This window comes from Pseudomonas sp. J380 (assembly GCF_009827115.1).
Lineage (GTDB): Bacteria > Pseudomonadota > Gammaproteobacteria > Pseudomonadales > Pseudomonadaceae > Aquipseudomonas > Aquipseudomonas paracarnis.
Map to the genome: position 1 here is coordinate 5,822,404 of NZ_CP043060.1, position 25,730 is coordinate 5,848,133.

Sequence of the window (25,730 nt, forward strand, 5' to 3'; positions counted from 1 at the left end):
TTAAACACTGATGGCGATTGGCTGCGGGTTGCTGGCCAAAAGACGTTTGATTTCCGGCACGCAGGAGCCGCATTGGGTGCCGCAGCCCAGGGCCTGTTTGAGGCCATCCAGGTCCAGGCCGCTGCCGATACCGGCACACACGGCGTTTTCGCTGATGTTCTTGCAGTTGCACACAATCTTGTTGCTGGCCGTGGTACCGCCCGGCGGCGCGCTCAAGGGCGCCAGTAACCAGCGCCGCAGTTGCCCATCGGCCCGGCCTTCCAGCCACAGGCTTTGCAGCCAGTGACGGGCCAGGGTTTCGCCGGCCAGGCGCAGGGCGGTGATGCGACCTTTCTCGATTTTTACGCGCTTGCCGATTGAGCGGCGCGGGTCGTCATAGGCCATTACCGGGCCGTCGTTGAGGCCCAGCAGTTGGTCGATACGGGTCAAGAGTTGCAGGTCGGGCGCCTCGGTATGCGCGGCGCGCACCAGCAGCGCGGGGCGTTCACGGCCAGCCAGGCTCAGGCTGACGTAGGCAAAGGTTTCACACAGTGGGCGCAAGGCTTCGAAGTGCTGCTGTACATCGCCTTCGATCAGCGCAAACAGCTGCCACGGCAGTTGCACTGCTTCCAGGCGCACACCGCTGTGCTTGAGCTCCGGCTGCTTGGACAAAGGGTCGAACGCCGGTTGAGTGAGGGTATTGACGCCGCCCTTGAGAAAGCGGTCGCCCCAGTGCATGGGCAGAAACGCTTGGCCGGGACGCACACTGTCATCGCTGCCGACGGCGACGATCACGCTGCCGCGACGGCTTTTCAGGCTGACCAGGTCACCCTCTTTGAAGCGGTGGCGGCGTAGCTCATCCGGATGCAGGCTCAACAATGCTTCACTGACGTGCCCGAACAGCTGCGCTGCCGTGCCGGTGCGGCTCATCCCGTGCCATTGATCACGCAGGCGACCGGTGATCAGGGTCAGGGGGAATCGCGCATCGCGCTGTTCCTTGGCGGCGCGGTAAGGCTCGGCGACAAATCGCGCCCGGCCCGTGTCAGTAGGGAAAATGCCGTCGGTGTACAGGCGCGACGTACCCGCTTGCGCACCCTCGGGAAAGGGCCACTGCTGCGGGCCGAGCCGGTCGAGCAGGGCGTGGCTGATGCCGGACATATCCAGGTCACGGCCTTGGGTCAGTGACTTGAATTCATCAAACAGCTGCGCCGCTTGCTCAAAGGCGAACAGGCTCGGCAACCCCGGACGCAGACGACGCTCCAGGCGCTGTGCGAAATCCACCGTGATCGCCCAATCCGCGCGTGCTTCACCCGGTGGGTTGATGGCACGGCGCACGTGGGAAATACGCCGCTCGGAGTTGGTCACCGTGCCGTCTTTTTCACCCCAGCTGGCGGCGGGCAGTAGCAGGTCGGCATAGGCGGCGGTTTCGGTGGTACGAAACGCTTCCTGCAACACCACGAACGGGCACGCTGCCAAAGCGGCGCGCACCGCATTCTGGTCGGGCAGCGATTGGGCAGGGTTGGTACAGGCAATCCACAACGCCTTGATCTTGCCAGCCTGCACCTGTTCAAACAGTTCGATGGCGGTAAGGCCCGTAGTCGCGGGCAGTTGTTCCACGCCCCAATAGGCCGCCACTTCAGCGCGGTGTTCAGGGTTGGCCGCTTCGCGGTGGCCCGGCAGCAAGTTGGACAGGCTGCCGGTTTCGCGCCCGCCCATGGCGTTCGGTTGGCCGGTCAGGGAAAACGGCCCGCAGCCCGGCCGGCCAATGGTCCCCGTGGCTAGATGCAGGTTGATCAACGCGCTGTTTTTGGCGCTGCCGGCGGTGGATTGGTTAAGCCCCATGCACCACAGCGACAAAAAGCTGCTGGAGGTGCCGACCCACTGCGCACACAGGCGCAGTTGTTCGACGCTGATGCCGCACAGCTGCGTGACCATCTGCGGCGTGTAGTCATGCACCAGGCGCTTGAGTTCGGCCAGGCCGTCGGTATGGGCCTGGATAAACGCACGGTCGATCCAGTCTTCCCACAGCAGTAAATGCAAAATCCCGTGGAACAACGCCACATCCGTTCCCGGCAAGATGGCCAAGTGCAGGTCGGCCAAGTCGCAGGTGTCGGTACGCCGAGGGTCAATCACCAGCACTTTCATCTGCGGGCGTTGCGCCTTGGCTTGCTCCAGGCGTCGGAACAATACCGGGTGGGCGTAGGCCATATTGCTGCCGACGATCATCACGCAGTCGCTGTTTTCCAGGTCTTCATAGCTGCACGGCGGCGCATCGGCGCCCAGGCTGCGCTTGTAGCCGACCACCGCCGAAGACATGCACAGCCGAGAATTGCTGTCGATATTATTGGTGCCCACCAATGCGCGGGCCAGCTTGTTGAAGCTGTAGTAGTCCTCGGTCAGCAGTTGCCCGGAGATATAGAACGCCACACTGTCGGGCCCGTGTTCGGCAATAGTATCGGCGAACACGTTGGCCGCGTGGTCCAGGGCGGTGTCCCAGTCGGTGCGGGTGCGCGCCAGTTCTTTGCCCAAGCGCAATTGCGGGTAAAGAGCACGGGCGCTCAAGTCGCCGGTCAGGTGCAGGCTCGCGCCTTTGCTGCACAACTTGCCGAAGTTGGCCGGATGGCTGGGGTCGCCTTGCACCCCCAGGATCTGTTCGCCGTCATGCTCGATCAGCACGCCGCAGCCCACCCCGCAATAACAACAGGTGGACGCGGTGGTCTGGCGGTTCATCAACCCGCGTCCCGCAGAGCCAGCATCACCCGGCCGTTTTCGACCCGGGCTTGATGATGGTGGGCGCAGCCGATATCCGGGGCCTGGGCTTGGCCAGTCGCCAGGTCGATCTGCCAGTTGTGCAGCGGGCAGGCCACCCGCTTGCCGTAGATCAAGCCTTGGGACAGCGGCCCGCCTTTGTGTGGGCAGCGGTCGTCGAGGGCAAAGACTTCATCGTCACTGGTGCGAAAAATCGCAATGTCACCTTTCGGCCCGCTGATGATGCGCGAGCCCAGGGCGTTGATTTCATCGAGCGCGCAGATATCCAGCCAGTTCATAGCGAGACCTCCAGTTGTTTGACGGGGATCACGTCGAATTCCTTTTTCAGCAGCGGCTGTTCCAGGCGTTCTTTCCACGGGTCCTGCTCGAATGACAACGAGAACTGCAAACGCTCATTGAGGGCCTGGCGGCGGGCCGGGTCTTCCAGCACAGCCTTCTTGATATGCTCCATGCCCACCCGCTGCAGGTAGTGCACGGTGCGCTCCAGGTAGAAGGCTTCTTCGCGGTATAGCTGCAGGAATGCGCCGTTGTATTCGCGCACTTCCTCTGCGGTCTTCACCTTGACGAAGAACTCCGCGACTTCGGTCTTGATCCCGCCGTTGCCACCGATGTACATCTCCCAGCCCGAGTCGACACCGATAATGCCTACGTCCTTGATGCCCGCTTCCGAGCAGTTGCGTGGGCACCCGGAGACCGCCAACTTGACCTTGTGGGGCGACCACATATTGAACAGGTCATGCTCCAGCTCGATGCCCAGTTGCGTCGAGTTCTGCGTGCCAAACCGGCAGAACTCGCTGCCCACACAGGTTTTGACGGTGCGGATGGATTTGCCATAGGCATGCCCGGACGGCATATCCAGGTCCTTCCATACCCCTGGCAAGTCCTGCTTCTTGATACCGAGCAAGTCAATGCGCTGGCCGCCGGTGACCTTGACCATCGGCACGTTGTACTTGTCGGCCACATCGGCGATGCGGCGCAACTCCGAAGGATTGGTCACGCCGCCCCACATCCGTGGGACCACAGAGTAGGTGCCGTCTTTTTGAATATTGGCGTGGGCCCGTTCGTTGATCAGCCGCGATTGCGGGTCGTCCTTGGCTTCGCCGGGCCAGGTGGAGATCAGGTAATAGTTGAGGGCCGGGCGGCAGGTGGCGCAGCCATTGGGGGTGCGCCAGTTCAGGTAGCGCATGGTGCTGTCGATGGTCAGCAGGTGCTGCTCGCGGATGGCCTGGCGGATCTGCCCGTGGTTGAGGTCGCTGCAGCCACAGATGGCTTTTTCACTTTTGGGTTTGACGTCGGCGGCGCCGCCCACGGTGTTGATCAGGATCTGCTCGACCAGCCCGGCACAGGAGCCGCAGGAACTGGCGGCCTTGGTGTGTTTTTTCACCTCATCGACACTGAACAGCCCTTGTTCCTGGATCGCCTTGACGATGGTGCCCTTGCACACGCCGTTGCAGCCGCAGACTTCGGCGCTGTCGGCCATGCTCATGGCTTTGTCCTGGCCTTGGTGGCCGACATCGCCGAGTGCATTTTCACCGAACATCAGATGATCGCGGATTTCACCGATGGCGTGGTTCTCACGGATCTGGCGGAAATACCAGCCGCCATCGGCGGTATCGCCGTACAGGCAGGCGCCGACCAGGATGTCGTCCTTGATCACCAGCTTCTTGTACACGCCGCCAATCGGGTCGGAGAGCGTGATGGTCTCGGTGCCTTCGCCGCCCATGAAGTCGCCGGCGGAGAACAGGTCGATGCCGGTGACTTTCAGCTTGGTCGAGGTCACCGAGCCTTTGTAAGTGGCAAAGCCCAATTGGGCCAGGTGGTTGGCGCAGACCTTGGCCTGTTCGAACAAGGGTGCCACCAGGCCATAGGCGATGCCGCGATGGCTGGCGCATTCACCGATCGCATAGATACGCGGGTCGTAGGTTTGCATTGTGTCGTTGACCAGGATCCCACGGTTGCAGGGGATGCCGGACTTTTCCGCGAGTTCGGTATTGGGGCGGATGCCGGCAGCCATCACCACCAGGTCGGCCGGGATGATGTCGCCATTCTTGAACTGCACCGAGCCGACGCGGCCATTGCCGGCATCGTGCAGGGCCTGGGTTTGCTCGCACAGGCGAAACACCAGGCCGCGACTTTCCAGTTCGGTTTGCAGTAGCTGGCCGCTGGTCTTGTCCAGTTGCCGCTCCAGCAGCCATTCACCGATGTGCACCACCGTCACGTGCATGCCGCGCAGCATCAGGCCGTTGGCCGCTTCCAGGCCGAGCAGGCCGCCGCCGATCACCACCGCATGCTTGTGGGTCTTGGCGGTGTCGATCATCGCCTGTGTATCGGCAATGTCGCGGTAACCAATCACGCCCTGCAAGCTGTTGCCGGGAATTGGCAGGATAAACGGCGTGGACCCGGTAGCGATCAGCAGGCGGTCATATTCGGCCTCGGTGCCGTCTTCGGCGATGACTTTGCGCTTGACTCGGTCGATCTGCACCACTTTGCGGTTGAGCAGCAGTTTGACGTTGTTGTCCAGGTACCAATCCAGGTCGTTGAGCACGATCTCTTCGAAGGTTTGTTCACCGGCCAGTACCGGCGACAGCAGGATGCGGTTGTAGTTGGTGTGAGGCTCGGCGCCGAACACGGTGATGTCGTACAGCTCGTTGCTCAGCTTGAGCAGTTCTTCAAGGGTGCGAACCCCGGCCATGCCGTTGCCGATCATCACCAGTTTGAGTTTTTTCATGTCGTTCTCCGCAATGGCTCGACAAATCGTGCGCAAACAAAAAAGGCATCCCCGCTAGTCAGCTAGCGAGGACGCCTTTGTCCTGGTCCCGTTCTCTCGGGAAGCTCGGCCCTTCGTCGTTGAAGGAGCGGCTATATGTGGGGTGTTGAAAACGTTAATGCAGCAGCTGTGCCAAGTCCCTATAGCCCAGGTTTACTGAGCGTTTACACAGAGAGTCGGCGCATTCTGCCCGTTAGTGGTGCATCAGCCAGTACAGCAGCACCAGATTGAGTAGCAGCGAAGCCAACGCCAGGGTCTGCCAGACTTTCAAGGGTTCGCGTTCGAGCAAAGGGCGTGGGCGTACGCTCAATTCGCGGCGATCGGCCTGTTCCAGCACCAACAGCCATTCTTCGGCGGTTTCATAACGTTGGGCCGAGACAGCGGTCACCGCTCGTTCCAGGCTGTGTGGCAACCATTCCGGCAAGTCGGGGCGATAACGGCTGGCGCTGACGGGTTGGGAAAACCTGGGCCGTTGGAAGGCCTCGATTTCACCGTAGGGGTAATGCCCAGTCAGCAGGTAATACAAGGTCACGCCGACGCTATATAAGTCCTGTTGTGCCGTAGGCTGCTCGCCAGCGAACGCCTCGGGCGCGATGAAACTCGGTGTGCCGGGCAGCAGGTGCGCACGGTCCTCGGAGAGCCCGGGGCAATAGGCCAGGCCGAAGTCCAGCACCCGCAGTTCGCCATCTTCTCCCAGCAGCAGGTTTTCTGGCTTGATGTCGCGGTGCAGGATCTGCCGGCGATGCAACAGGCCCACGGCGCGCAGCAAGCGTTCGGCAATCGACTGCCATTGTGCCAACGGCAGCGGGCCCTGTTGTTGGAACAGTTGGGCCAGGGTTTGCCCGGCGTATTCGCGCATCACGTAGTACAAATGCTGACGGCCACTGGCGGCATGCACTTCGGGAAAGGCCCGGCCGGCGACCCGGCGCAGAAACCATTCCTCCGATAACAAGGCCTGGGCGGCTTCGGTATCGTCGCAACGCAACGGCAAGGTCTTGAGCAGCCAGGGTTGCCCCTGGGCGTCGTGCACGCGGTACAGCAACGACTGCCGACTCTGCGCCAGCACGCTTTGCACCTGCCAGCCTTCAAAGGTTTGCCCGACTTTCAGCGGTGGCGGCAGCGGCCATTGCTGCAACTGCACCAAGGCGTCGCCGAGGGTGGCCGCGCCGAGTTGATCGATGCGCACCAGCAATGCGCTGGCGTTGTCTTGACTACCCGCCAGGTGGGCGGCGTTGACCAGGGTGTTGACGGCCAGCTCGAGGTCGCTTTGTTCGCGCAGGATCGCGCCGATGCTGTGATCGCCCAGCGTCGCCCACACCCCATCGCTGAGTAGCAGGAAACACTCGCCCTCGCGCAATGGACCATCGAGGAAATCCAGCACCAGGTGCTGATCCAGGCCGAGGGCGCGCTTGAGTACATGCTGCATGCCCGGCTGTTCCCACACATGGTCTTCGCTGATGCGTTGCAACTCGCCGTCAAGCCAACGATACGCCCGGCAATCACCGACATGGGCCAGGGTGAAGCGTTGGCCGCGAAACACCAGGGCGCTGAGGGTGGTGAGCAACGGTTGGCCGCCGCCGTTGGCTTGCAACCAGCGATTCTGCGCCAGTAACAAGCGCTCCAGCGCCTGGGCCACGCCCCAGGTCTGTGGTGTAGCGTAGTAGTCCAGGGCCAGGGCCTGCAGGGTCGAGCGTGCGGCCAGGCCACCGTCGGCGCACTGGCTGACGCCGTCGGCCAGTGCGCACAGGTAGCCTTTGCTCGCGGCCAGTTCCGCCATGGGCGTGACCACCCGCAGCGCATCCTGGTTCTCGCTGCGCGGGCCGATGGCACTGGCCTGGGCGACGCTCAGTTGTAAGCTCATCAGACGCGTGCGGCGGTCACGGCGGCCGAACCCCAGGTGGTTCTCCAGCGCCGTTTCACCCCATGCAGGCCGAACCAGGCCAGCACACCGAGGCTGGCGAACAACCACAGGGCCAGTTGATAGCTGCCAGTACTCTGCTTGATGGCGCCCATGCCCGCCGCAAGGGCGAAGCCACCGATGCCGCCGGCCATGCCGATCAGGCCGGTCATGACGCCGATCTCACTGCGAAAACGCTGCGGCACCAGTTGGAATACCGCCCCATTGCCAGCGCCCAGGCCGAGCATGGTGCAGACGAAAAGCGCCAGCGCGGCGTAGGAACTGGGCAGGTTGAACCCCACCGCCGCAATGCAGATCACCGCCACGCTGTACATGCCGAGCAGGGTCTTGATCCCGCCGAACCGGTCTGCCAGGGCGCCGCCCAATGGGCGCATCAGGCTGCCGCCGAACACACAGGCGGCGGTGTAGTAGCCGGCGGTCACCGGGCTCAGGCCATATTGGTCGTTGAAGTAGCCGGGCAGGGCGCTGGCCAGGCCGATAAAGCCGCCGAAGGTCACGCTGTAGAAGAACATGAACCACCAACTGTCGCGGTCGCCCAAGGCCTTGAAGTAGTCGGCCATGGCTTTGGCTTTCGGCCGTTCAGGCGCATTGCGCGCAAGCCAGGCGAATACGATCAGGGTCAGCACCAGTGGGATCAGTGCAAAGCCGAACACATTGCTCCAACCAAAGGCGGCCGCCAGCACGGGCGCCAGCAACGCCGCAAACACGGTGCCGGAGTTACCGGCGCCGGCGATGCCCATGGCCTTGCCTTGGTGCTCCGCCGGGTACCACTGTGACGCCAAGGGCAGGGCGACCGCGAAGGACGCACCGGCCATGCCCAGGAACATGCCCAGCAGCAGCGCTTGTTCGTAGCTGTGGATCCCCAGTTTCCAGGCGCAGAACAGCGCCACGATCACAATCACCTGGCCAATCAGCCCGGCGGTCTTGGGCGACAGCTTGTCGGCCAGCATCCCCATCAAGAAGCGCAGTACCGCGCCCGCCAGGATTGGGGTGGCCACCACCAGGCCGCGCTGTTGGGTGGTCAGGTGCAAATCAGCGGCAATCTGCACCGCCAGGGGGCCCAGCAGGTACCAGACCATGAAGCTCAGGTCGAAATACAGGAACGCGGCAAACAGGGTCGGGGTGTGCCCGGATTTCCAGAAGCTTGATTTCATCACGCACCTCAACGGTTGGGGGTCTAGAAACGAAAAAACGCCGCCACCGGGTTCGCAAGGGCAAACCGGGTGGGCGACGTCTTTGTCGTGAAGGGGCAACCGCCGTTGGCTACCTGTGATAATTCTTTAGCAAGAGCTGAGCCAGATCAGCCGAGCAACTCGCTCATGGCAATAATCTGCTCCGCCACCTGGATCAGTTTCTGTTGACGGCTCATGGCCTGGCGGCGCATCAGGGTGTAGGCCTCTTCCTCGTTGCAGCTCTTCATCTTCATCAGCAGGCCCTTGGCCAACTCGATGCGCTTGCGTTCGGCCAGTTGCTGGTCGCGGGCATGAAGCTGGGCGCGCAGGGCCTGGTCACTCTCGAAGCGCGCCATTGCCACATCGAGGATCGGTTGCAGGCGCTGGGCCTGGATACCTTCGACGATATAGGCACTGACGCCGGACTTGATGGCCTGGCGCATTACATTCGGGTCGTGCTCGTCGGTGAACATCACGATGGGCCGTGGCTGATCGCGGCTGACCAGCACCACTTGCTCCATCACATCGCGCCCGGGTGACTCGGTATCGATCAGGATCACATCAGGACGCACTGTTTCGACGCGTGCGGGCAGGTCGATGGTCAAGCCGGACTCATCGATCACCTCGAAGCCGGCCTCGGTCAATGCGGCCTTGAGGCGCCCGACCTTGCGCGGGGTGTCGTTGATCAACAGGATTCGCAGCATCGTCGGGCTCCTGTCAGCGCAGCGCTTGGCGATTGGCATCATCGGCCAGGGCATGCAGGTGGAAGCTGCGGGCGTAGCCAGCGGGGTCGCTGCCGTCCCAGGTCTTGCCATCGAGCAACTGGCTGCGACGCATGTCCGAGTCGCCTGCGGTAATGCCCAGCGCCTCGGCAGCCTGGCGATACAGTGCCAATTGCTGAACTTGCCGGGCAACGCCCAGGTAGTCAGGGTCTTCCCGCAGCAAGCCCCAGCGCCGGAACTGGGTCATGAACCACATGCCATCGCTGAGGTAAGGCAGGTTCACCTCGCCGTCGGCGAAAAAGCGCAGTGCATGGGGATCCTGCCAGTGGTTGCCCAGGCCATCGTCATAGTGCCCCAGCAGGCGCGGTTCGATGCAGCCCACAGGTGCGTCGAGGTATTCACTGGCACTGAGCAACTGGGCGGTAGAGCGGCGGTTTTCACGGCTCTGCTCGATAAACCGACTGGCCTCGAGGATCGCCATGACCAGTACGCGTGCGGTATTGGGGTACGCGTCAGCGAAGGCTTGGGTGCAGCCCAGGACTTTTTCCGGGTGGTCCGGCCAGATTGCCTGGCTAGTCGCCAGGGTAAAGCCCTGGTTTTGTTGCACTGCGCTGGCGCACCAGGGTTCACCCACGCAAAGTCCGTCGATGCGTCCGGCTTGCAGGTGCGCCACCATTTGCGGCGGCGGCACCACCACACTGTTCACATCCTGCAATGGATGAATGCCTTGGCTCGCCAGCCAGTAGTACAACCACATGGCATGGGTGCCGGTGGGAAACGTCTGAGCGAAGGTCAGTTTTGTCCGGCTTTGGTGCACATGGCCTTTCAACGCCTCAGGAGTGATCACGCCTTGCTGTTGCAGGCCGTGGGACAGGTTGATGCCCTGGCCATTCTGGTTAAGCCCCATCAGCACTGCCATGGGGCTGGCGGCGACGCCGCCGATGCCCAGGTGTACGGAATAAATCAGCCCGTAGAGACTGTGGGCGGCGTCGAGTTCACCGCTGACCAGCTTATCGCGCAGGTTGGCCCAGGACGCCTGGCGCTTGAGGTTGAGTGTGAGGCCGTAAGGTTGGGCGAAGCCCTGGGTGGCGGCGACCACCAACGAGGCGCAATCGGTCAGGGCCATGAACCCAAGGTCCAGGCTGCTCTTTTCCGGGGCATCGCTGCCGTGTACCCAAGCCAGCGGATCGTTCATCAATACCTGCCTTTTCTGAAAAAAAAGCGCCGTTTCCCAGGCTGGCGTTACAGGCCATTGCAGGGAAACGACGCCTCTGTCCGTAGGCCCGTACCGCCGTTGGTGCGAGCCTGATACAGAGTGCATAGCAAGGCACATGCCATGGGTGGGCCGGTGCAACTGGCCGTCAACTTTCCATCATGATTGAACCTTGTGCGCCTCGCAGTATGGCCGCTTCCTCAGGCCAGACCGCCAGGCATTCCCACGGTGCACGCTGATTTCCTCGCAACCCTCAATTGCCGCTGGCTGTACAGCGTGCTGCTGTGCGCCGCGCTGTTGCTGGGCAGTCGCACGGCCTGTGGCGAGGTGTACCAGGCACAGGATGAGGGGCTGCCGGCTTTCTTTGCTGCGTTGTCTGTGTCATTGGGCCTGCCCGTGGTGACCAGCCGTGCCGTGGCTAGTAGGCAGGTGAGCGGAGCGTTCGATTTTGCGGCGCCGCAACAGGTCATTGAAACGCTCACCGCGCGCGAAGGCTTGATCTGGCACAGCGATGGCCAAGTGTTGCACGTCTACGCTGCCGACGAAGCGAGAAGCTCGGCGGTGGCGCTGCAACATATTAGTGTCGACAGGCTGCGTGGCATCATGCGACGTACAGGGCTGGATGAGCCGCGTTATCCGCTGCGCGCAAACGGGGCGCGCATGTTCTACGTGTCCGGGCCTCCCAGCTATGTCGATCATATATTGCGGCTGACGCAACTGATGGATCGGCCCCCTCGCAAGGCGCCAGAGCGCCCGCCTGCATTTGGCGTGGTGCAAGTGGCCAATTTCCCGGTGGAAGATCACCCGCACGGCGTGGGTACCAACAGGGGCCGGGTACCAGGCATGCTCTCGATGATCCAGGCCCGGCTATCCCAGGCGCAGAGGGACCAGTTGGCCGACGGCCGCCTTGCGTTGCTGGCCTATCCGGATACCAACAGTGTGTTGATCAAGGGCTCGCCTGCCCAAGTGAAAGTTATCGAGAAACTGCTCGCCGAGCTGGATGTGGCCCAGGTGCTGAATGAAACCTTGCCGGGGCAGGCGCATGCCGGTGGTGGCGACCCGCAGGCCGGGCCACCTCAGTTGACCGCCGCGCAATATGAGCGTGTGCAACGTGCGTTCCTACGGACGGAGCGCGAGTTTTCCCCCTGAAAAGGCATTTGTCCATGCACCTGGAAATACTGCTGCAGGAGCAATTGATCAGCCGCAAGCGTTTGGCCGCGTTCGCGCCGGGAAAAGTGCTTCCCTTGGACCCAGGCGTCACACGATGTGTGGAGGTGCGGGTCAATGGACAATTGATGGCGTTAGGTGAGTTGGTGCAGTTGGAGGACCGGCTAGGGGTCGAGTTGCAGGAGACCTTTCAGGAATGGCTGTCGCGATAAGGGGGCAAGCGATTTGTCTGACCGGCAGCGGCCCAAAAAAAACCATTGAATGGGTTTTTTCCTAACGCGAGTCTGCGGGGCGGTTTTTATAGTCGTGCCAATGGCAGGTGAGCCGGTTCACACAGTAAGGATTTGAATGTCAGTAGTCGATACAGAGGTGCGTATGGCCGTCGTGACGCAAGAAGCGGCGGCATCCCTGGTCTTCGCTCGCTGGACCTTGCACGGCGATGGTCGTTTGATAGGCGCGGATGCGGATATACAGCTGCCTCCCAAGGAGGGGCAGGTGCTGAGGTTGCTGCTGGCCTCCGGTGGCGCACTGATGACCAAGGACCGCTTGCTGGAACTGGCCTGGCCTCGGGGCGAGGTAGCCGATGAGTCACTTACGCGTTGTATTTATTCCCTGCGCAAGCATTTGAGGGCCGACAAAGGCTTTATCAAGACTATTTATGGCAAGGGCTATCGCTTTACATGCCCGGTACGGGTGGGTGATCAACCGAGGGCTGTCCTGCACCTGTGCGCCGTCTGTGGTCAGGCCAGTAATGTTAAAAGTTAGGGTCGGGGGCAGAGGCCTGTTGTTCAGTGTGCTGATGGGCTGTAACCCGGCATGGGCCTATTGCTGGGAAGAGGCGGCCAGCCGCTACGATCTCGAGCCAGAGTTACTGCAGGCTATCGCCTCAGTCGAGTCGGGTTCCCGTGCGCAAGCGATGAACTACAGCAACCGAAACGGCACACGGGATATTGGCTTGATGCAGATAAACAGCATTCACCTGCCTCGTTTGCTCAAGCAGGGTATTACCGAAGAGCGGTTGTTGAACGAACCTTGCCTGTCGGTGGAAGTAGGCGCCTCGATTCTTGCCGATTTTATACAGCGTTTTGGCTACAACTGGACGGCAGTGGGCGCTTACAACGTTGGGCCCGGCCCCGGCCCTCAGCGTGAGGCATTACGCCTGCGCTACGCCGAGAGGATCTGGGTGCGCTATGAGGCCTTGATGGCGCAGCGTCAATGAGATCGAGTGTCATGCCTCGCATGCAACCCACCGCCGCGGCTATAATCACCGCCACCTTTTACCGCCATCCGAGTCTAGCCCGCCCATGTATAACCTGGCCCGCCAGCTGTTGTTCAAACTCTCCCCGGAAACCTCCCACGATCTGTCCCTGGACCTGATCGGTGCTGGTGGCCGCCTGGGGCTCAATGGCCTGGTATGCAAGGCACCGGCGAAAATGCCGGTGTCGGTGATGGGGCTCGACTTCCCCAACCCGGTCGGGCTGGCAGCCGGCCTGGACAAGAACGGCGCCGCCATCGACGGGTTTGCGCAGTTGGGTTTCGGCTTTGTCGAAATCGGCACCGTGACCCCACGGCCGCAACCGGGCAACCCCAAGCCCCGCATTTTCCGCCTGCCGGAAGCGGAGGCGATCATTAATCGCATGGGCTTCAATAACCTCGGCGTCGACCACCTGCTGTCGCGGGTTCAGGCGGCGAAATACACCGGCATCCTGGGTATCAACATCGGCAAGAACTTTGACACCCCTGTGGAACGTGCGGTGGATGACTACCTGATATGCCTGGACAAGGTCTACGCCCACGCCAGCTATGTCACCGTCAACGTCAGCTCGCCCAACACTCCGGGCCTGCGCAGCCTGCAATTTGGCGATTCCCTCAAGCAACTGCTCGAAGCCTTGCGTCAGCGCCAGGAAGACCTGGCCGTGCGTCATGGCAAGCGTGTGCCGCTGGCCATCAAGATCGCGCCGGACATGAGCGATGAAGAAACCGTCCTGGTGGCCCAGGCCCTGGTGGATTCAGGGATGGACGCGGTGATTGCAACCAATACCACCCTCAGCCGCATGGGTGTCGAGGGCCTGGCCCATGGTGACGAGGCGGGCGGCCTGTCGGGCGCGCCAGTGCGTGACAAGAGCACCCATATCGTCAAGGTGCTGGCGGCCGAGTTGGCCGGGCGTTTGCCGATCATCGCGGTGGGCGGTATCACCGAAGGCAAACACGCGGCTGAGAAGATCGCGGCCGGCGCCAGCCTGGTGCAGTTGTACTCCGGCTTCATCTACAAAGGCCCGGCATTGATTCGCCAGTCGGTGGATGCCATCGCTGCCTTGCGCTGACAATCTGCTGGGCAATAAAAAGGGCTCCATAAAGGAGCCCCTGGGCCGAAGCCCGCCGCCCGGATGGGGCGCGCGTGGTTAAGTCGTTACTCGTTCAGAGATGTGTGTCGGAATAAAGTGCCCCTGATTAGCCGACGGCGTGAAGTTCGTTGAGTCTGTGGATGCCCGCAGTGCCAGTCATACCGTCCCAGTTGTCGCCGCGTCCTTCTCGCCAGCCGTTGATCCAGGCTTGGCGTACCGACGGTAGAGTAAATGGGCAAAGCTCACGGGATTTTCCATGAACGCCATATTGATATCCGCGTAAAAATGCTCTTTCCAACGGATCACGCTTAAGTCTTCTCATAGGGTGTTTCCCTCACTTGTTGACTGTCTAGATATCCTTCGGCCTTGTCCAAGGCCGGGCAGAGTTTTTCTGCCGTTGGTGGGCTCGCTGCCGGCGTGGCGAGCCGATGTGTCGGCACCGTTACGGCGCCAACCTGTGTTGAGTTCTAACCAATAGGTCACATGTATTCAATGATCGTTTTGTCATAAGCACGTAACGATAACGATGCTATAGCCATAAGCTGGGATGGTTATTCGCCCCTTTTATAGGGCAAAGCCAGCTATGATGTGCCCTGCACAGAGGAAAGGTTTAATCCCTTGGTGAGAATGACCGCCTGTTGCAGTCGGTTATTATTCGACGAAGGGTCGGAATATTTCTTTTTATTGCACAACATTCTTCTTCTGCCTCGCCAATAAAGGCTCAAGGGCCCGTCAGACGGGGTGGAACGGCACATTCGTGCCACGCGAGCACTCTTCGAGAAAAGTGCTTGATTGAAAACCGAACCGGCGATGCGTCGCCTGTTCACTTATTGCTGAAAAGCCTGGAATGCCCCATGTCGGACCGTTTTGAACTCTTCCTCACCTGCCCCAAGGGCCTCGAAGGCCTGCTGATCGAGGAAGCCGTCGGGCTTGGCCTTGAGGAAGCCCGCGAGCACACCTCGGCCGTGCGCGGCATGGCCGACATGGAAACCGCCTACCGCCTGTGCCTCTGGTCGCGCCTGGCCAACCGTGTGTTGCTGGTGCTCAAGCGCTTCCCGATGAAGGACGCCGAGGATCTTTACCACGGCGTGCTGGACATCGAATGGGCTGACCACATGGTCCCCGACGGTACCCTCGCGGTGGAGTTCAGCGGGCACGGCTCGGGCATCGACAACACCCACTTCGGCGCCCTGAAGGTCAAGGATGCGATCGTCGACAAACTGCGCACCCCGACCGGCGAACGTCCGTCCATCGACAAGATCAACCCTGACCTGCGCATTCACCTGCGCCTGGACCGTGGCGAAGCCATCCTGTCCCTGGATCTTTCCGGCCACAGCCTGCACCAGCGCGGCTACCGCCTGCAGCAGGGTGCGGCACCGCTGAAGGAAAACCTGGCGGCGGCGATCCTGATCCGCGCCGGCTGGCCGCGTATTGCGGCCGAAGGCGGCGCGCTGACAGACCCGATGTGCGGTGTGGGTACCTTTCTGGTCGAGGGCGCGATGATCGCCGCCGACATGGCCCCCAACCTCAATCGTGAACTGTGGGGGTTCACCACCTGGCTGGGCCACGTCCCGGCGCTGTGGAAAAAACTGCACGCAGAAGCCACTGAGCGCGCCGCTATCGGCATGAACAAGCCTCCGTTGTGGGTGCGTGGCTATGAAGCCGACCCACGCTTGATCCAGCCTGCTCGCAATAACATCGAGCGCGCCGGGCTGAGCCATTGGATCAAGGTGTACCAAGGCGAAGTCGGTACTTTCGAGCCGCGCCCGGACCAGAACCAGAAAGGCCTGGTCATCTGCAACCCACCTTACGGCGAGCGCCTGGGTGATGAAGCCAGCCTGTTGTACCTCTACCAGAACCTCGGCGAGCGCCTGCGCCAGGCCTGCATGGGCTGGGAAGCGGCGGTGTTTACCGGCGCGCCGGACCTGGGCAAGCGCATGGGTATCCGTAGCCACAAACAGTATTCGTTCTGGAACGGCGCATTGCCGTGCAAGTTGCTGCTGATCAAGGTCAACCCGGATCAGTTCGTCACGGGCGAGCGCCGCACTCCTGAACAGCGTCAGGCCGAACGTGAGCAAGCGGCCTACGACCAGGCCCCGAGCGAGCCGGCAGAGCGTCAGTACAACAAGAACGGCAACCCGATCAAGCCCGCCCCGGCCCCCGTGGTGGAACAGGCGCGCTTGAGCGAAGGCGGGCAGATGTTCGCCAACCGCCTGCAGAAGAACCTCAAGCTGTTGGGCAAATGGGCCAAGCGCGAAGGGGTGGATTGCTACCGTGTGTATGACGCCGACATGCCTGAATACTCCATGGCCATCGACCTGTACCACGATTGGGTGCACGTACAGGAATACGCCGCGCCTAAATCCATCGACCCGGAAAAAGCCTCGGCCCGCATGTTCGATGCCCTGGCGGCAATTCCCCAGGCACTGAACGTCGACAAGAGCCGTGTGGTGGTCAAGCGTCGTGAGCGTCAGAGCGGCACCAAGCAATACGAGCGTCAGAGTGCCCAAGGTAAATTCACCGAGGTCAGTGAAGGCGGCGTTAAGTTGCTGGTCAACCTCACTGATTACCTGGACACCGGCCTGTTCCTCGACCATCGCCCAATGCGCATGCGCATCCAGAAGGAAGCGGCGGGCAAGCGCTTCCTCAATCTGTATTGCTACACCGCCACAGCCAGTGTGCATGCTGCCAAGGGCGGCGCGCGCAGCACCACCAGCGTCGACCTGTCCAAGACCTACCTGGACTGGGCGCGTCGCAATTTCTCCCTCAACGGCTTCTCCGACAAGAACCGCCTGGAACAGGGTGACGTGATGGCGTGGCTGGAAGCGAGCCGCGATGAATTCGACATGATTTTCATCGACCCGCCGACCTTCTCCAACTCCAAGCGCATGGAAGGCATCTTCGACGTGCAGCGTGACCATGTGCAGTTGCTCGACCTGGCCATGGCGCGCCTGGCGCCGGGTGGCGTGCTGTACTTCTCCAACAACTTCCGCAAGTTCCAGCTGGAAGACAACCTCAGCGAACGCTATGCGGTCGAGGAGATCAGCGACAAGACCATCGACCCGGATTTTGCGCGCAATGCCAAGATCCACCGCGCCTGGAAAATCACCGCACGCTGATTTCCCCCTATAGGAGCGAGCTTCTGTGGCGAGGGAGCTTGCTCCCGCTGGGCTGCGCAGCGGCCCCGGAAACTTGCGGGCGCTTCGCACCCGAGCGGGAGCAAGCTCCCTCGCCACAATAAGCCAGTTGACGGTTTTGCGCTGGTCAAACCCATGACCGATGGCTATAACTTAAGCCCTAGCCAAAGTGACACCCCCGCACACTGGCGCTGTGAGTGTTGCCTATGCCGATGCAAGTCGTTCGCCCGAAAATCCTTGGTTTTATCAGTGAGCAGGCATCGGCTTGGCTGGTGGCATTGGTGGTGTTAGTGGTTGGTAGCGCGCTGACGGTGGTCGTCGCGTGGGCGGCGTCCGACCTGTATCAGCAACAGGTGCGCCAGCGGTTCCAGTTGCTGGTCAACGAGCGCTACAGCCGCATCCAGGAACGTTTTGAAGACCAGGAACAACGCCTGGGCAGCCTGCAGCGTTTCTTCGTCAATTCCGGCGAGGTGTCCCGCAACGAGTTCGACGGTTTCGCCAAACCGCTGTTGTTGCATGCCCGTGCTTATGCCTGGGCACCACGGATATTTCGCACGCAGCGCAGCCTGTTTGAACAGGACATTTCTCGCCAGCGTGGCATTCCCTTCAGTATCCGCGAACTGAATACCTCCGGTGAATTGGCGCCAGCGGCCGAGCGCGATGAATACGTACCGGTGCTGTACAGCCAGACGCAGAGTTTGCTGGGCTCGCCGCTGGGCTTTGATTTGCTGGCGCAGCCCCTGCGCCGTGCAGCGCTGGAGCGTGCACAACAAAGCGGCCAGTTGGCGGTGTCACAGCCCATGCAATTGGTGGGGGTGGAGCCCGCTTATGCGGCAGGCGTGTTATTGGTGGCGCCCGTGAGCAAAGTCGCGGGGGCCGAGCCTTATGGTTTTGTGATGGCGGTGATCAGCATGCGCCAGCTGGTGGCCGAGGGGTTGCCCAGGCCCAACCGTGACAACCTGGTGATGCAGATCGTAGACACCTCCGACACCCAGCAACGGGTGTTATATGCGTCCAGTAACGCGTTGGGCAGCAGTGGCTTGACGGCTGCACGCCGCCTCTCCCTGGGCGATCATGTCTACGCTCTTAGCCTGAGCGCCAGCGAAGTGTTCGACAGGGCCAACCATTCTTCGATGCACGCCATTCTGGCGATGGGCGTGTTGCTCAGCGCCTTGCTCAGTGCGCTGCTTTACATGTTGGTCAGCCAGCGCCAGCGCGCACTGAAACTGGTGGAGCAACGCACCGTTCAATTGCGTGCCCGTGAGCAGGAGTTGCGTGGCGCCCATGGGCAACTGCGCAGCGTGTTGAATGCGGCGACTCAAGTGGCGATCATTGCCACTGACCTGCGCGGTGTGATCAACACCTTCAATGCCGGTGCCGAACAGATGTTGGGCTTCAAGGCCGAGGAGGTGCTTGGGCATATGACCTTGGACCGTCTGCATGTGGCCGTGGAACTCGACGCCCGCGCCGAGGCGTTGAGCAGGGCGCTGGGCAAGCGCATTCCAGCGAGTCAGGCGATGCTGGTGGAGAGCCCGGACAGTCAACATGAAGGACGTGAGTGGACGCTGGTGCGCAAGGATGGCAGCCAGTTGACGGTCAACATGTTGCCGACCGTGCTCTTGGATGACCATGGCCTATGGGTCGGGCACCTGGCGATTTACCTGGATGTCACCGAGCAAAAGCGCGCCTATGAGGCCCTTGCCGTCCGCGACCGCCTGCTGAAAAAACTCAGCGCCCATGTGCCTGGTGGCATCTTCCAGTTCACCCTGGAGCCCCAGGACAACGGGCGTTTCATCTATGCCAGCGAAGGCATGCGCGATATCTATGAAATCGAGCTGGGCATGCTGCAGAAGGATGCGCGCACGGTCCTGGAGCGCATTCACCCTTTGGATCTGGAGCGAGTGCGTGCGTCGATACGCCTTTCTGCGTTGCAAATGAGCCATTGGCGAGAAGAGTACCGCGTGCAATTACCCCAGCGAGGCCTGCGCTGGATTCGCGGCGAAGCGACGCCGGAAGAGTTGCCGGGAGGCGGTACGCTTTGGCACGGTTATGTATCGGATATTTCTGATCTCAAACGGGTCGAGGAAGAACTGCGCGCGCTGTCCATCACCGACTCCCTGACAGGGATCTATAACCGGCGCTATTTCCAGGATCGTCTCAAGGGCGAAATGCTTCGGCTCAACCGTATATCTGGCGCGCTGTCGTTGATCATGCTCGATATCGACCACTTCAAGCGCATCAACGATCAGCACGGCCATGCCGTGGGCGACAGCGTGTTGCAGGAGTTGTGCAAGCGTATCGGCCAACGCTTGCGCCGCACCGATGTGTTTTGCCGGATCGGCGGGGAAGAGTTCGTGGTGCTGTGCCCCAACACCGATAGCGCTCAGGCCTACAGCCTGGCGATACAGTTGTGGCAGTCGTTACGCGATGCGGCGATGGAACCGGTGGGAGTGGTCACCGCCAGCTTCGGCGTGGCCAGTTGGCGGGTTGACGAAGGCATCGATGGGTTGCTGCTGCGCGCTGATTCGGCGGTGTATGTGGCCAAGCAGGCGGGCAGGGATCGGGTCGAGGAAGCCCTGATGCTTGAATGATCGTTCCCACGCTCCGCGTGGGAATCCATCCTAAGACGCTCCGCGTCACGCCTTGAGCGCGGACGCAGAGCGTCCAAAAAAGCATTCCCACGCAGAGCGTGGGAACGATCAGAGGGGTGCTTAGAGGACCGGCGCGGCCGCAACGGCCTTCGGCTGGCGATACAGGTCTAGCAGCACCTGATCCAACACCGACGAGGCTCCCCAAGGCTTGGAGTCGTTGAGAATCGCCACCACCGCCCAGGTATTGCCATTGTTGTCGCGGCTGTAGCCGGCGATGGCGCGAACGGTGTTCAAGGTGCCGGTCTTCACATGGGCTTCGCCGCGCAGGGCTGTGGTTTTCAGGCGTTTACGCATGGTGCCGTCGGTGCCGGCGATCGGCATCGAGCTGATGTACTCCGCCGCATAAGGACTTTTCCAAGCCGCTTGCAGCATCGCCGCCATTTCGCGGGCGCTGACCCGTTCGGCGCGGGACAGGCCGGAGCCGTTTTCCATCACCAGGTGCGGCGCGGTGATGCCTTTCTTGGCCAGCCACTGGCGCACGACGCGTTGCGCGGCCTTGGCATCGTCGCCATCGGCATCGTTGCGAAACTGCGCACCCAGGCTCAGGAATAACTGCTGGGCCATGGTGTTGTTACTGTACTTGTTGATGTCGCGGATGATTTCCGCCAGGTCCGGCGAGAAGGCGCGCGCCAGCACCTTGGCATCCTTGGGCACCGGTGCCTGGATATCACGGCCCTGGATGGTACCGCCCAACTCCTTCCAGATCGCCCGCACGGCGCCTGCTGTGTAGGTGGCGTGGTCGAGCAGCGACAGGTAAGTCTGCGAGCTGCAGCCATCACCCAGTTGGCCGCTGACGGTCACGGTCACGCTGCCGTCGGCGGCGGTCACCGGGCTGTAGCGCACGTCACCGGTGCACTGCTTGGCGTTGGTGACTTTCACCTGGTTGTCGATGCGAATGCTGGCAATCGGCGGCTCGACCGATACGATCACCCGCCCCGAATCATTGCGGGTCACGAAGCGCAGGGCCTTTAGGTTGACCAGCAAGGCGTCGGGCTTGACCAGAAACGGCTTGTTCTCATCGTTGCCGTCGTCGTTGAACTCGGGTAATTGCGGCTGGTTGAAGAAGTTACGGTCCAGCACCAGGTCGCCGGTGACTTGCTGCACGCCATTGGCGCGCAGGTCGCGCATCAGCAGCCAGAGCTTTTCCATGTTCAGCTTGGGATCGCCGCCGCCCTTGAGGTACAGGTTGCCACGCAATACGCCGCCGCTGAGGGCGCCATCGGTGTAGAACTCGGTCTTCCACTGATGGTTGGGGCCGAGCATTTCCAGGGCCGCGTAAGTGGTGACCAGCTTCATGGTGGAAGCCGGGTTCACCGAGACGTCCGCGTTGAAAACCGTAGGGGTACCAGGGCCGTTCAGGGGCAGCATCACCAGGGACAGCGCGGTATTTTGCAGCTTGGCCTTCTGCAAGGCCTGCGCAACGCTGGGTGGCAGGGTGTTATTGACGGGAGCAGCGGAAACGGAAAAGGCCAGGGGCAAGACAACACTGGCAAGTAACACTGAACGCAAAGATTTGATCATAAGAAATAAAACCCTACTGCTGAGGAGGGTGAAAAAGGCGAGGGGTACGGAAGAAAATCCCTCATTGGTCACGAAAGTGTCGGCATTATGCCCCAAGCTGGCGCTGCTTGTAGCTGAACGATAGCCGCTAATTGCGGTTTTTTTGCGCGCATTTGCCCGTCGGTCCCAGAGAGTCGGGCAATTGCCGCCTTAAACTGCTAAAGTGCCGCCCGTTAATACTTATGAGGATTGTTCCAATGGCGACTAACCGTTCCCAGCGTCTGCGCAAAAAACTGTGCGTTGATGAATTTCAAGAGCTGGGTTTCGAACTGAACCTGGACTTCAACGAAGGCCTGAGTGAAGAAGCTATCGACGCTTTCCTCGAAGCATTCATCAAAGAAGCCATGGAAGCCAATGGCCTGGGCTATGTCGGCGGCGATGACTACGGTCTGGTTTGCCTGCAAAAGCGTGGCTCGGTCTCCGAAGAGCAGCGTGCTGCGGTCGAAGCCTGGCTGAAAACCCGTTCCGAGCTGACCAAGGCTGAAGTCAGCCCGTTGCTGGACGTGTGGTATCCGGAAAAGCCGATCAACGCGGCTAAGTGATACTGAAAAAAACGGCGACCTGAGGGTCGCCGTTTTTTTATGCCTTGCGCCAATTCAGAATCAGCAGCGTCAACACCCCCGCCACAATCCCCCAGAACGCCGAACCGATGGAAAACAACGTCAAGCCTGACGCCGTGACCATAAAGGTAATCAGCGCCGCTTCCCGTTCCTTCGGCTCATTCATGGCGATGCTCAAGCCATTGATGATCGAGCCAAACAACGCCAACGCCGCAATCGACAGCACCAGTTCCTTGGGCAGGGCTGCGAACAGTGCTGCCAGCGTGGCGCCGAATACCCCGGCAATCCCATAGAACACCCCACACCACACCGCAGCGGTGTAGCGCTTGTTGCGGTCTTCATGGGCGTGCGGCCCGGTGCAGATCGCGGCGCTGATCGCCGCCAGGTTGATGCCGTGGGAGCCGAACGGTGCCAGCACCAGTGACGCCAGGCCGGTGATGGTGATCAACGGCGAAGCCGGCACGGTGTAGCCATCGGCCCGCAGCACGGCTACGCCGGGCATGTTCTGCGAGGTCATGGCCACCACGAACAGCGGGATGCCGATGCTGATGGTCGCCGCCAGCGAGAAATGCGGCGTGGTCCACACAGGCGTCGCCACCTCCAGATGAAAGCCGCTGAAATCCAGCAGCCCCATCAGTCCTGACAAGGCGGTGCCGATGAGCAAGGCGGCCAGCACGGCATAACGCGGCGACAGGCGCTTGATGATCAGGTAGGTGAAGAACATCCCCAGCACCAGCCCGGTACGATGCTGGGCGGCGACAAAAATTTCGCTGCCGATCTTGAACAGAATCCCGGCCAACAGCGCCGCCGCCAATGACGCCGGAATCCGCTTGACCAGCTTCTCAAAGCTGCCGGTCAACCCGCAGAGCGTCACCAGTACCGCACAGGTGATGTAGGCACCGATCGCCTCGCCATAGCTCACCCCACCCAGGCTTGTGATCAGCAGCGCCGCCCCAGGGGTAGACCAGGCGATGGTGATCGGTGTGCGATAGCGCAGGGACAGGCCGATGCTGCACACCGCCATGCCGATGGAAATCGCCCAGATCCACGAAGAAATCTGCGCGGTGGTCAAGCCGGCGGCCTGGCCGGCCTGGAACATCAGCACCAGGGAGCTGGTATAGCCGGTCATCATGGCGATAAAGCCGGCGACGACGGCTGACGCAGAGGTGTCGGCCAGCGGGCGCAAGGGCGCTTGGGTGGCGTCGGTCATGGAGAGGTGTTCCTTTTTACCTGACTCCGCACGCTGTAGGAGCGAGCTTGCTCGCGAAAATCGCCAACGATAACGCGGGCAATCAGATTAAACGCGGCGCCCTTGGGTTCTTCGCGAGCAAGCTCGCTCCTACAGTGGGATGTCGTTCATGGGAAATCGTGGAATCAAGCCTAAACTCAAACGTAACGAGTCATTGCAATACAGCCGAGGCCGCAAACAGCCGTACAGTGTGTTGGCGCAGTGGGTTGTGTACAATGTGCGCTGTTTTTAGGTGATACTTGCCAGCGACACGCTGTTGCCGTATTACCGTTAATTCGCCGTTCTCAAACCCGAGTGCTCATGAACGAACAGTTGCAACCTCTCATGAAACAACCGCGAGCCGGCAAGGCCGGTCGCAGCGGAACCCAGGACGATATCGTCTATGCGCATATCTTCGAGGCGATCCTTGAACAACGCCTGGCGCCCGGAACCAAATTGAGTGAAGAGGCACTGGGCGAGATCTTCGGCGTGAGCCGCACCATCATTCGCCGCGCGCTGTCGCGCCTGGCCCATGAAAGCGTGGTACTGCTGCGGCCCAATCGCGGTGCGGTGGTTGCCAGCCCAAGCGTTGAAGAAGCACGCCAGGTGTTCATGGCCCGGCGCCTGGTGGAGCGGGCGATCACAGAATTGGCGGTGCAGCACGCCACGGCCGAGCAGTTGGCCGAGTTGCGCCAGATGGTCAACGACGAGCGAGACAGCTTCTCGCGCGGTGACCGTGGCGCCGGTATCCGTCTCTCTGGCGAGTTCCACTTGAAGCTGGCCGAAGCCGCGAAGAACGCGCCGCTGATCAGCTTCCAGCGCAGCCTGGTGTCCCAGACGTCATTGATCATCGCCCAGTACGAAAGCGGCAACCGCTCGCACTGTTCCTACGATGAGCACACCCAGTTGATCGACGCGATCGAAGCCCGGGATGCGACGTTGGCGGTGAACTTGATGATGCATCACATGGATCACATCGACAGCAAGCTCAACCTCGATGAAGAGAGTGCGTCGGATGATTTGCATGCGGTGTTTTCGCATCTTTTACAGACTAAAAAACCTGGGCGCTCGTCTGTAAAGTTGTAAACCAATCAAATGTGGGAGCAGGCTTGTATGGGAGCCGGGCTTGCCCGCGATGCAGGCGCCGCGGTGTATCAGTTACACCGCGGTGATGCTATCGCAGGCAAGCCAGCTCCCACACAAGCCAGCTCCCACTTTGGTTGTGTAGCTTGAATCAGCGCTGGTGCACCAGCTGCCCGGCTGCATAGGTCTGCAGCACCGTCCGGTCATCCCCCAACGTCATCAGCACAAACAACGTCTCGGCAATGTTATTGGCCTGTTTCAGGCGATAGCTCAGCAGCGGCGTGGCGTTGTAATCCAATACCAGGAAGTCTGCATCGGTACCCGGCTGCAACGTGCCGATCTTGTCTTCCAGGCGCAACGCCCGTGCGCCGCCCAGGGTTGCCAGGTACAGCGACTTGAACGGGCTCAAGCGCGCACCTTGCAGCTGCATGACCTTGTACGCTTCGTTGAGGGTTTGCAGCAGCGAGAAGCTGGTGCCGCCGCCCACGTCGGTGCCCAGGCCCACGTTCAAGTTGTGTTTCTCGGCCATCGGCAGGTTGAACAACCCACTACCGAGGAAGAAGTTCGAAGTCGGGCAGAACGCCACCGCCGAACCAGTCTCTGCCAGCCGTGCGCATTCGTCGTCGCACAGGTGTACGCCGTGGGCAAACACCGAGCGCTCGCCGAGCAGCTTGTAATGGTCGTAGACATCCAGGTAGCCGTTGCGCTCCGGGAACAGCTCATTGACCCACTCGATTTCCTGCTTGTTCTCGCTGATGTGGGTCTGCATGTACAAATCCGGGTACTCGCCCAGCAGCTGACCGGCCAGCGTCAGTTGCTCCGGCGTGCTCGTAGGGGCGAAGCGTGGCGTCACCGCGTAATGCAGGCGCCCCTTGCCGTGCCAGCGTTCGATCAGCGCCTTGCTTTCCTGGTAGCCGGATTCGGCGGTGTCGGTGAGGTAGTCCGGCGCGTTGCGGTCCATCATCACCTTGCCGGCGATCATGCGCAGGTCGAGTTTCTCGGCCGCTTCAAAGAATGCATTCACCGATTGCGGGTGCACGCTGCCGAACACCAGCGCTGTGGTGGTGCCGTTGCGCAGCAGTTCCTTGATGAAGATGTCGGCGACTTCTTCGGCGTGAGCCTTGTCGGCAAACTGGCTTTCACAGGGGAAGGTGTAGGTGTTGAGCCAGTCCAGCAACTGCTCGCCATAGGCGCCGACCATACCGGTCTGCGGCAGGTGGATATGGGTGTCGATCAAGCCAGGGGTGATCAGCGCGTCTTTGTAATGGGTGATGTCGATATCAGCGGGCAGGCTCGGCAGCAGGTCGCTGGCGTGGCCAAGGGCGCTGATCTGGCCGTTGTCGATCACCAGCAGGCCGTCCTCGAAATATTCATAGGAGGCTTCGATCCCCATGATGGCAGGGTCGGCGATGCTGTGCAGGATGGCGGCACGGTAGGCTTTGCGAGTCAAAGGCATGAT

Annotated in this window: 20 protein-coding genes; 9 read left to right on the top strand and 11 right to left on the bottom strand. The window is 61.2% G+C overall.

The features are described from left to right. The 7 genes from FXO12_RS26660 to FXO12_RS26690 all read right to left on the bottom strand — a co-directional run bounded on the left by FXO12_RS26660 (position 1) and on the right by FXO12_RS26690 (position 10,522). Positions 1–2,709 (bottom strand): nitrate reductase, encoded by a 2,709-nt coding sequence (locus tag FXO12_RS26660; protein WP_057976263.1) that lies wholly within the window; start codon positions 2,707–2,709, stop codon positions 1–3. Beyond that, entirely contained in the window at positions 2,709–3,026 is a 318-nt protein-coding gene (gene nirD / locus FXO12_RS26665) for a nitrite reductase small subunit NirD (protein WP_014719483.1), read from the bottom strand. The genes FXO12_RS26660 and nirD overlap by 1 nt, the downstream gene beginning before the upstream one ends. Then, on the bottom strand, positions 3,023–5,476 hold the full coding sequence (nirB, locus tag FXO12_RS26670) for a nitrite reductase large subunit NirB (RefSeq protein ID WP_034128365.1): 2,454 nt from the start codon (positions 5,474–5,476) through the stop codon (positions 3,023–3,025). The genes nirD and nirB overlap by 4 nt, the downstream gene beginning before the upstream one ends. A gap of 232 nt (positions 5,477–5,708) precedes the next feature. Next, complete coding sequence (locus tag FXO12_RS26675; RefSeq protein WP_057976261.1) at positions 5,709–7,376, bottom strand: bifunctional protein-serine/threonine kinase/phosphatase; 1,668 nt, start codon at positions 7,374–7,376, stop codon at positions 5,709–5,711. Then, positions 7,376–8,587 (bottom strand): NarK/NasA family nitrate transporter, encoded by a 1,212-nt coding sequence (locus tag FXO12_RS26680; protein ID WP_014719480.1) that lies wholly within the window; start codon positions 8,585–8,587, stop codon positions 7,376–7,378. Before FXO12_RS26680 ends, FXO12_RS26675 begins: the two co-directional genes overlap by 1 nt. A gap of 146 nt (positions 8,588–8,733) precedes the next feature. Continuing rightward, a complete protein-coding gene (locus FXO12_RS26685) occupies positions 8,734–9,309 on the bottom strand; it encodes an ANTAR domain-containing response regulator (RefSeq protein WP_003193274.1) in 576 nt (191 codons plus the stop codon). 13 nt (positions 9,310–9,322) lie between these two features. Then, positions 9,323–10,522, bottom strand: coding sequence for a CmpA/NrtA family ABC transporter substrate-binding protein (locus FXO12_RS26690; RefSeq protein ID WP_057976258.1), 1,200 nt, complete (start codon positions 10,520–10,522; stop codon positions 9,323–9,325). 246 nt (positions 10,523–10,768) lie between these two features. Here FXO12_RS26690 and FXO12_RS26700 point away from each other — a divergent pair, with 246 nt between their 5' ends. The 5 genes from FXO12_RS26700 to FXO12_RS26720 all read left to right on the top strand — a co-directional run bounded on the left by FXO12_RS26700 (position 10,769) and on the right by FXO12_RS26720 (position 14,031). Continuing rightward, complete coding sequence (locus FXO12_RS26700; protein WP_232458757.1) at positions 10,769–11,689, top strand: secretin N-terminal domain-containing protein; 921 nt, start codon at positions 10,769–10,771, stop codon at positions 11,687–11,689. A gap of 14 nt (positions 11,690–11,703) precedes the next feature. Then, the gene (locus FXO12_RS26705) at positions 11,704–11,919 is read left to right on the top strand and encodes a FliM/FliN family flagellar motor switch protein (RefSeq protein ID WP_034128368.1); all 216 of its coding nucleotides are present in this window, start codon (positions 11,704–11,706) and stop codon (positions 11,917–11,919) included. A 163-nt stretch (positions 11,920–12,082) separates the two neighbouring features. Beyond that, complete coding sequence (locus FXO12_RS26710; protein WP_054897216.1) at positions 12,083–12,472, top strand: winged helix-turn-helix domain-containing protein; 390 nt, start codon at positions 12,083–12,085, stop codon at positions 12,470–12,472. Beyond that, a complete protein-coding gene (locus tag FXO12_RS26715) occupies positions 12,459–12,926 on the top strand; it encodes a transglycosylase SLT domain-containing protein (protein ID WP_054897185.1) in 468 nt (155 codons plus the stop codon). Before FXO12_RS26710 ends, FXO12_RS26715 begins: the two co-directional genes overlap by 14 nt. A gap of 85 nt (positions 12,927–13,011) precedes the next feature. After that, on the top strand, positions 13,012–14,031 hold the full coding sequence (locus tag FXO12_RS26720; RefSeq protein WP_034128370.1) for a quinone-dependent dihydroorotate dehydrogenase: 1,020 nt from the start codon (positions 13,012–13,014) through the stop codon (positions 14,029–14,031). Positions 14,032–14,158: 127 nt separating this feature from the next. Here FXO12_RS26720 and rmf read toward each other — a convergent pair whose 3' ends face one another. Further along, complete coding sequence (gene rmf, locus FXO12_RS26725; RefSeq protein WP_002553055.1) at positions 14,159–14,374, bottom strand: ribosome modulation factor; 216 nt, start codon at positions 14,372–14,374, stop codon at positions 14,159–14,161. 532 nt (positions 14,375–14,906) lie between these two features. Between rmf and rlmKL the strand changes: the two genes are divergently transcribed. Together rlmKL and FXO12_RS26735 are read left to right on the top strand one after the other, a co-directional pair. Then, positions 14,907–17,171, top strand: coding sequence for a bifunctional 23S rRNA (guanine(2069)-N(7))-methyltransferase RlmK/23S rRNA (guanine(2445)-N(2))-methyltransferase RlmL (gene rlmKL / locus FXO12_RS26730; protein ID WP_034128371.1), 2,265 nt, complete (start codon positions 14,907–14,909; stop codon positions 17,169–17,171). Between the two features lie 224 nt (positions 17,172–17,395). Continuing rightward, the gene (locus FXO12_RS26735) at positions 17,396–19,780 is read left to right on the top strand and encodes a GGDEF domain-containing protein (RefSeq protein ID WP_057976254.1); all 2,385 of its coding nucleotides are present in this window, start codon (positions 17,396–17,398) and stop codon (positions 19,778–19,780) included. Between the two features lie 120 nt (positions 19,781–19,900). On the opposite strand, the gene dacB is transcribed toward FXO12_RS26735, so the two are convergent. Next, complete coding sequence (gene dacB, locus FXO12_RS26740) at positions 19,901–21,361, bottom strand: D-alanyl-D-alanine carboxypeptidase/D-alanyl-D-alanine-endopeptidase (protein WP_054921721.1); 1,461 nt, start codon at positions 21,359–21,361, stop codon at positions 19,901–19,903. Positions 21,362–21,597: 236 nt separating this feature from the next. Here dacB and FXO12_RS26745 point away from each other — a divergent pair, with 236 nt between their 5' ends. Then, a complete protein-coding gene (locus tag FXO12_RS26745; RefSeq protein ID WP_003193255.1) occupies positions 21,598–21,942 on the top strand; it encodes a YggL family protein in 345 nt (114 codons plus the stop codon). 37 nt (positions 21,943–21,979) lie between these two features. Here FXO12_RS26745 and FXO12_RS26750 read toward each other — a convergent pair whose 3' ends face one another. Next, on the bottom strand, positions 21,980–23,170 hold the full coding sequence (locus FXO12_RS26750; protein ID WP_057976252.1) for a benzoate/H(+) symporter BenE family transporter: 1,191 nt from the start codon (positions 23,168–23,170) through the stop codon (positions 21,980–21,982). A gap of 339 nt (positions 23,171–23,509) precedes the next feature. Here FXO12_RS26750 and FXO12_RS26755 point away from each other — a divergent pair, with 339 nt between their 5' ends. Then, entirely contained in the window at positions 23,510–24,274 is a 765-nt protein-coding gene (locus FXO12_RS26755) for a GntR family transcriptional regulator (RefSeq protein WP_160049778.1), read from the top strand. A gap of 148 nt (positions 24,275–24,422) precedes the next feature. On the opposite strand, the gene guaD is transcribed toward FXO12_RS26755, so the two are convergent. Continuing rightward, positions 24,423–25,727 (bottom strand): guanine deaminase, encoded by a 1,305-nt coding sequence (guaD, locus tag FXO12_RS26760; RefSeq protein WP_057976250.1) that lies wholly within the window; start codon positions 25,725–25,727, stop codon positions 24,423–24,425. Positions 25,728–25,730 lie beyond the last annotated feature (3 nt).

What these genes read in the sequence shown, in the direction of transcription:
- dacB (WP_054921721.1), bottom strand. Translation starts at nt 21,361, where the DNA reads ATGATCAAATCTTTGCGTTCAGTGTTACTTGCCAGTGTTGTCTTGCCC.
- FXO12_RS26735 (WP_057976254.1), top strand. Translation starts at nt 17,396, where the DNA reads ATGCCGATGCAAGTCGTTCGCCCGAAAATCCTTGGTTTTATCAGTGAG.
- FXO12_RS26755 (WP_160049778.1), top strand. Translation starts at nt 23,510, where the DNA reads ATGAACGAACAGTTGCAACCTCTCATGAAACAACCGCGAGCCGGCAAG.
- FXO12_RS26720 (WP_034128370.1), top strand. Translation starts at nt 13,012, where the DNA reads ATGTATAACCTGGCCCGCCAGCTGTTGTTCAAACTCTCCCCGGAAACC.
- rmf (WP_002553055.1), bottom strand. Translation starts at nt 14,374, where the DNA reads ATGAGAAGACTTAAGCGTGATCCGTTGGAAAGAGCATTTTTACGCGGA.
- FXO12_RS26710 (WP_054897216.1), top strand. Translation starts at nt 12,083, where the DNA reads ATGGCCGTCGTGACGCAAGAAGCGGCGGCATCCCTGGTCTTCGCTCGC.
- FXO12_RS26690 (WP_057976258.1), bottom strand. Translation starts at nt 10,522, where the DNA reads ATGAACGATCCGCTGGCTTGGGTACACGGCAGCGATGCCCCGGAAAAG.
- FXO12_RS26750 (WP_057976252.1), bottom strand. Translation starts at nt 23,170, where the DNA reads ATGACCGACGCCACCCAAGCGCCCTTGCGCCCGCTGGCCGACACCTCT.
- rlmKL (WP_034128371.1), top strand. Translation starts at nt 14,907, where the DNA reads ATGTCGGACCGTTTTGAACTCTTCCTCACCTGCCCCAAGGGCCTCGAA.
- FXO12_RS26675 (WP_057976261.1), bottom strand. Translation starts at nt 7,376, where the DNA reads ATGAGCTTACAACTGAGCGTCGCCCAGGCCAGTGCCATCGGCCCGCGC.
- FXO12_RS26685 (WP_003193274.1), bottom strand. Translation starts at nt 9,309, where the DNA reads ATGCTGCGAATCCTGTTGATCAACGACACCCCGCGCAAGGTCGGGCGC.
- FXO12_RS26660 (WP_057976263.1), bottom strand. Translation starts at nt 2,709, where the DNA reads ATGAACCGCCAGACCACCGCGTCCACCTGTTGTTATTGCGGGGTGGGC.
- nirB (WP_034128365.1), bottom strand. Translation starts at nt 5,476, where the DNA reads ATGAAAAAACTCAAACTGGTGATGATCGGCAACGGCATGGCCGGGGTT.
- nirD (WP_014719483.1), bottom strand. Translation starts at nt 3,026, where the DNA reads ATGAACTGGCTGGATATCTGCGCGCTCGATGAAATCAACGCCCTGGGC.
- FXO12_RS26715 (WP_054897185.1), top strand. Translation starts at nt 12,459, where the DNA reads ATGTTAAAAGTTAGGGTCGGGGGCAGAGGCCTGTTGTTCAGTGTGCTG.
- FXO12_RS26745 (WP_003193255.1), top strand. Translation starts at nt 21,598, where the DNA reads ATGGCGACTAACCGTTCCCAGCGTCTGCGCAAAAAACTGTGCGTTGAT.
- guaD (WP_057976250.1), bottom strand. Translation starts at nt 25,727, where the DNA reads ATGCCTTTGACTCGCAAAGCCTACCGTGCCGCCATCCTGCACAGCATC.
- FXO12_RS26705 (WP_034128368.1), top strand. Translation starts at nt 11,704, where the DNA reads ATGCACCTGGAAATACTGCTGCAGGAGCAATTGATCAGCCGCAAGCGT.
- FXO12_RS26680 (WP_014719480.1), bottom strand. Translation starts at nt 8,587, where the DNA reads ATGAAATCAAGCTTCTGGAAATCCGGGCACACCCCGACCCTGTTTGCC.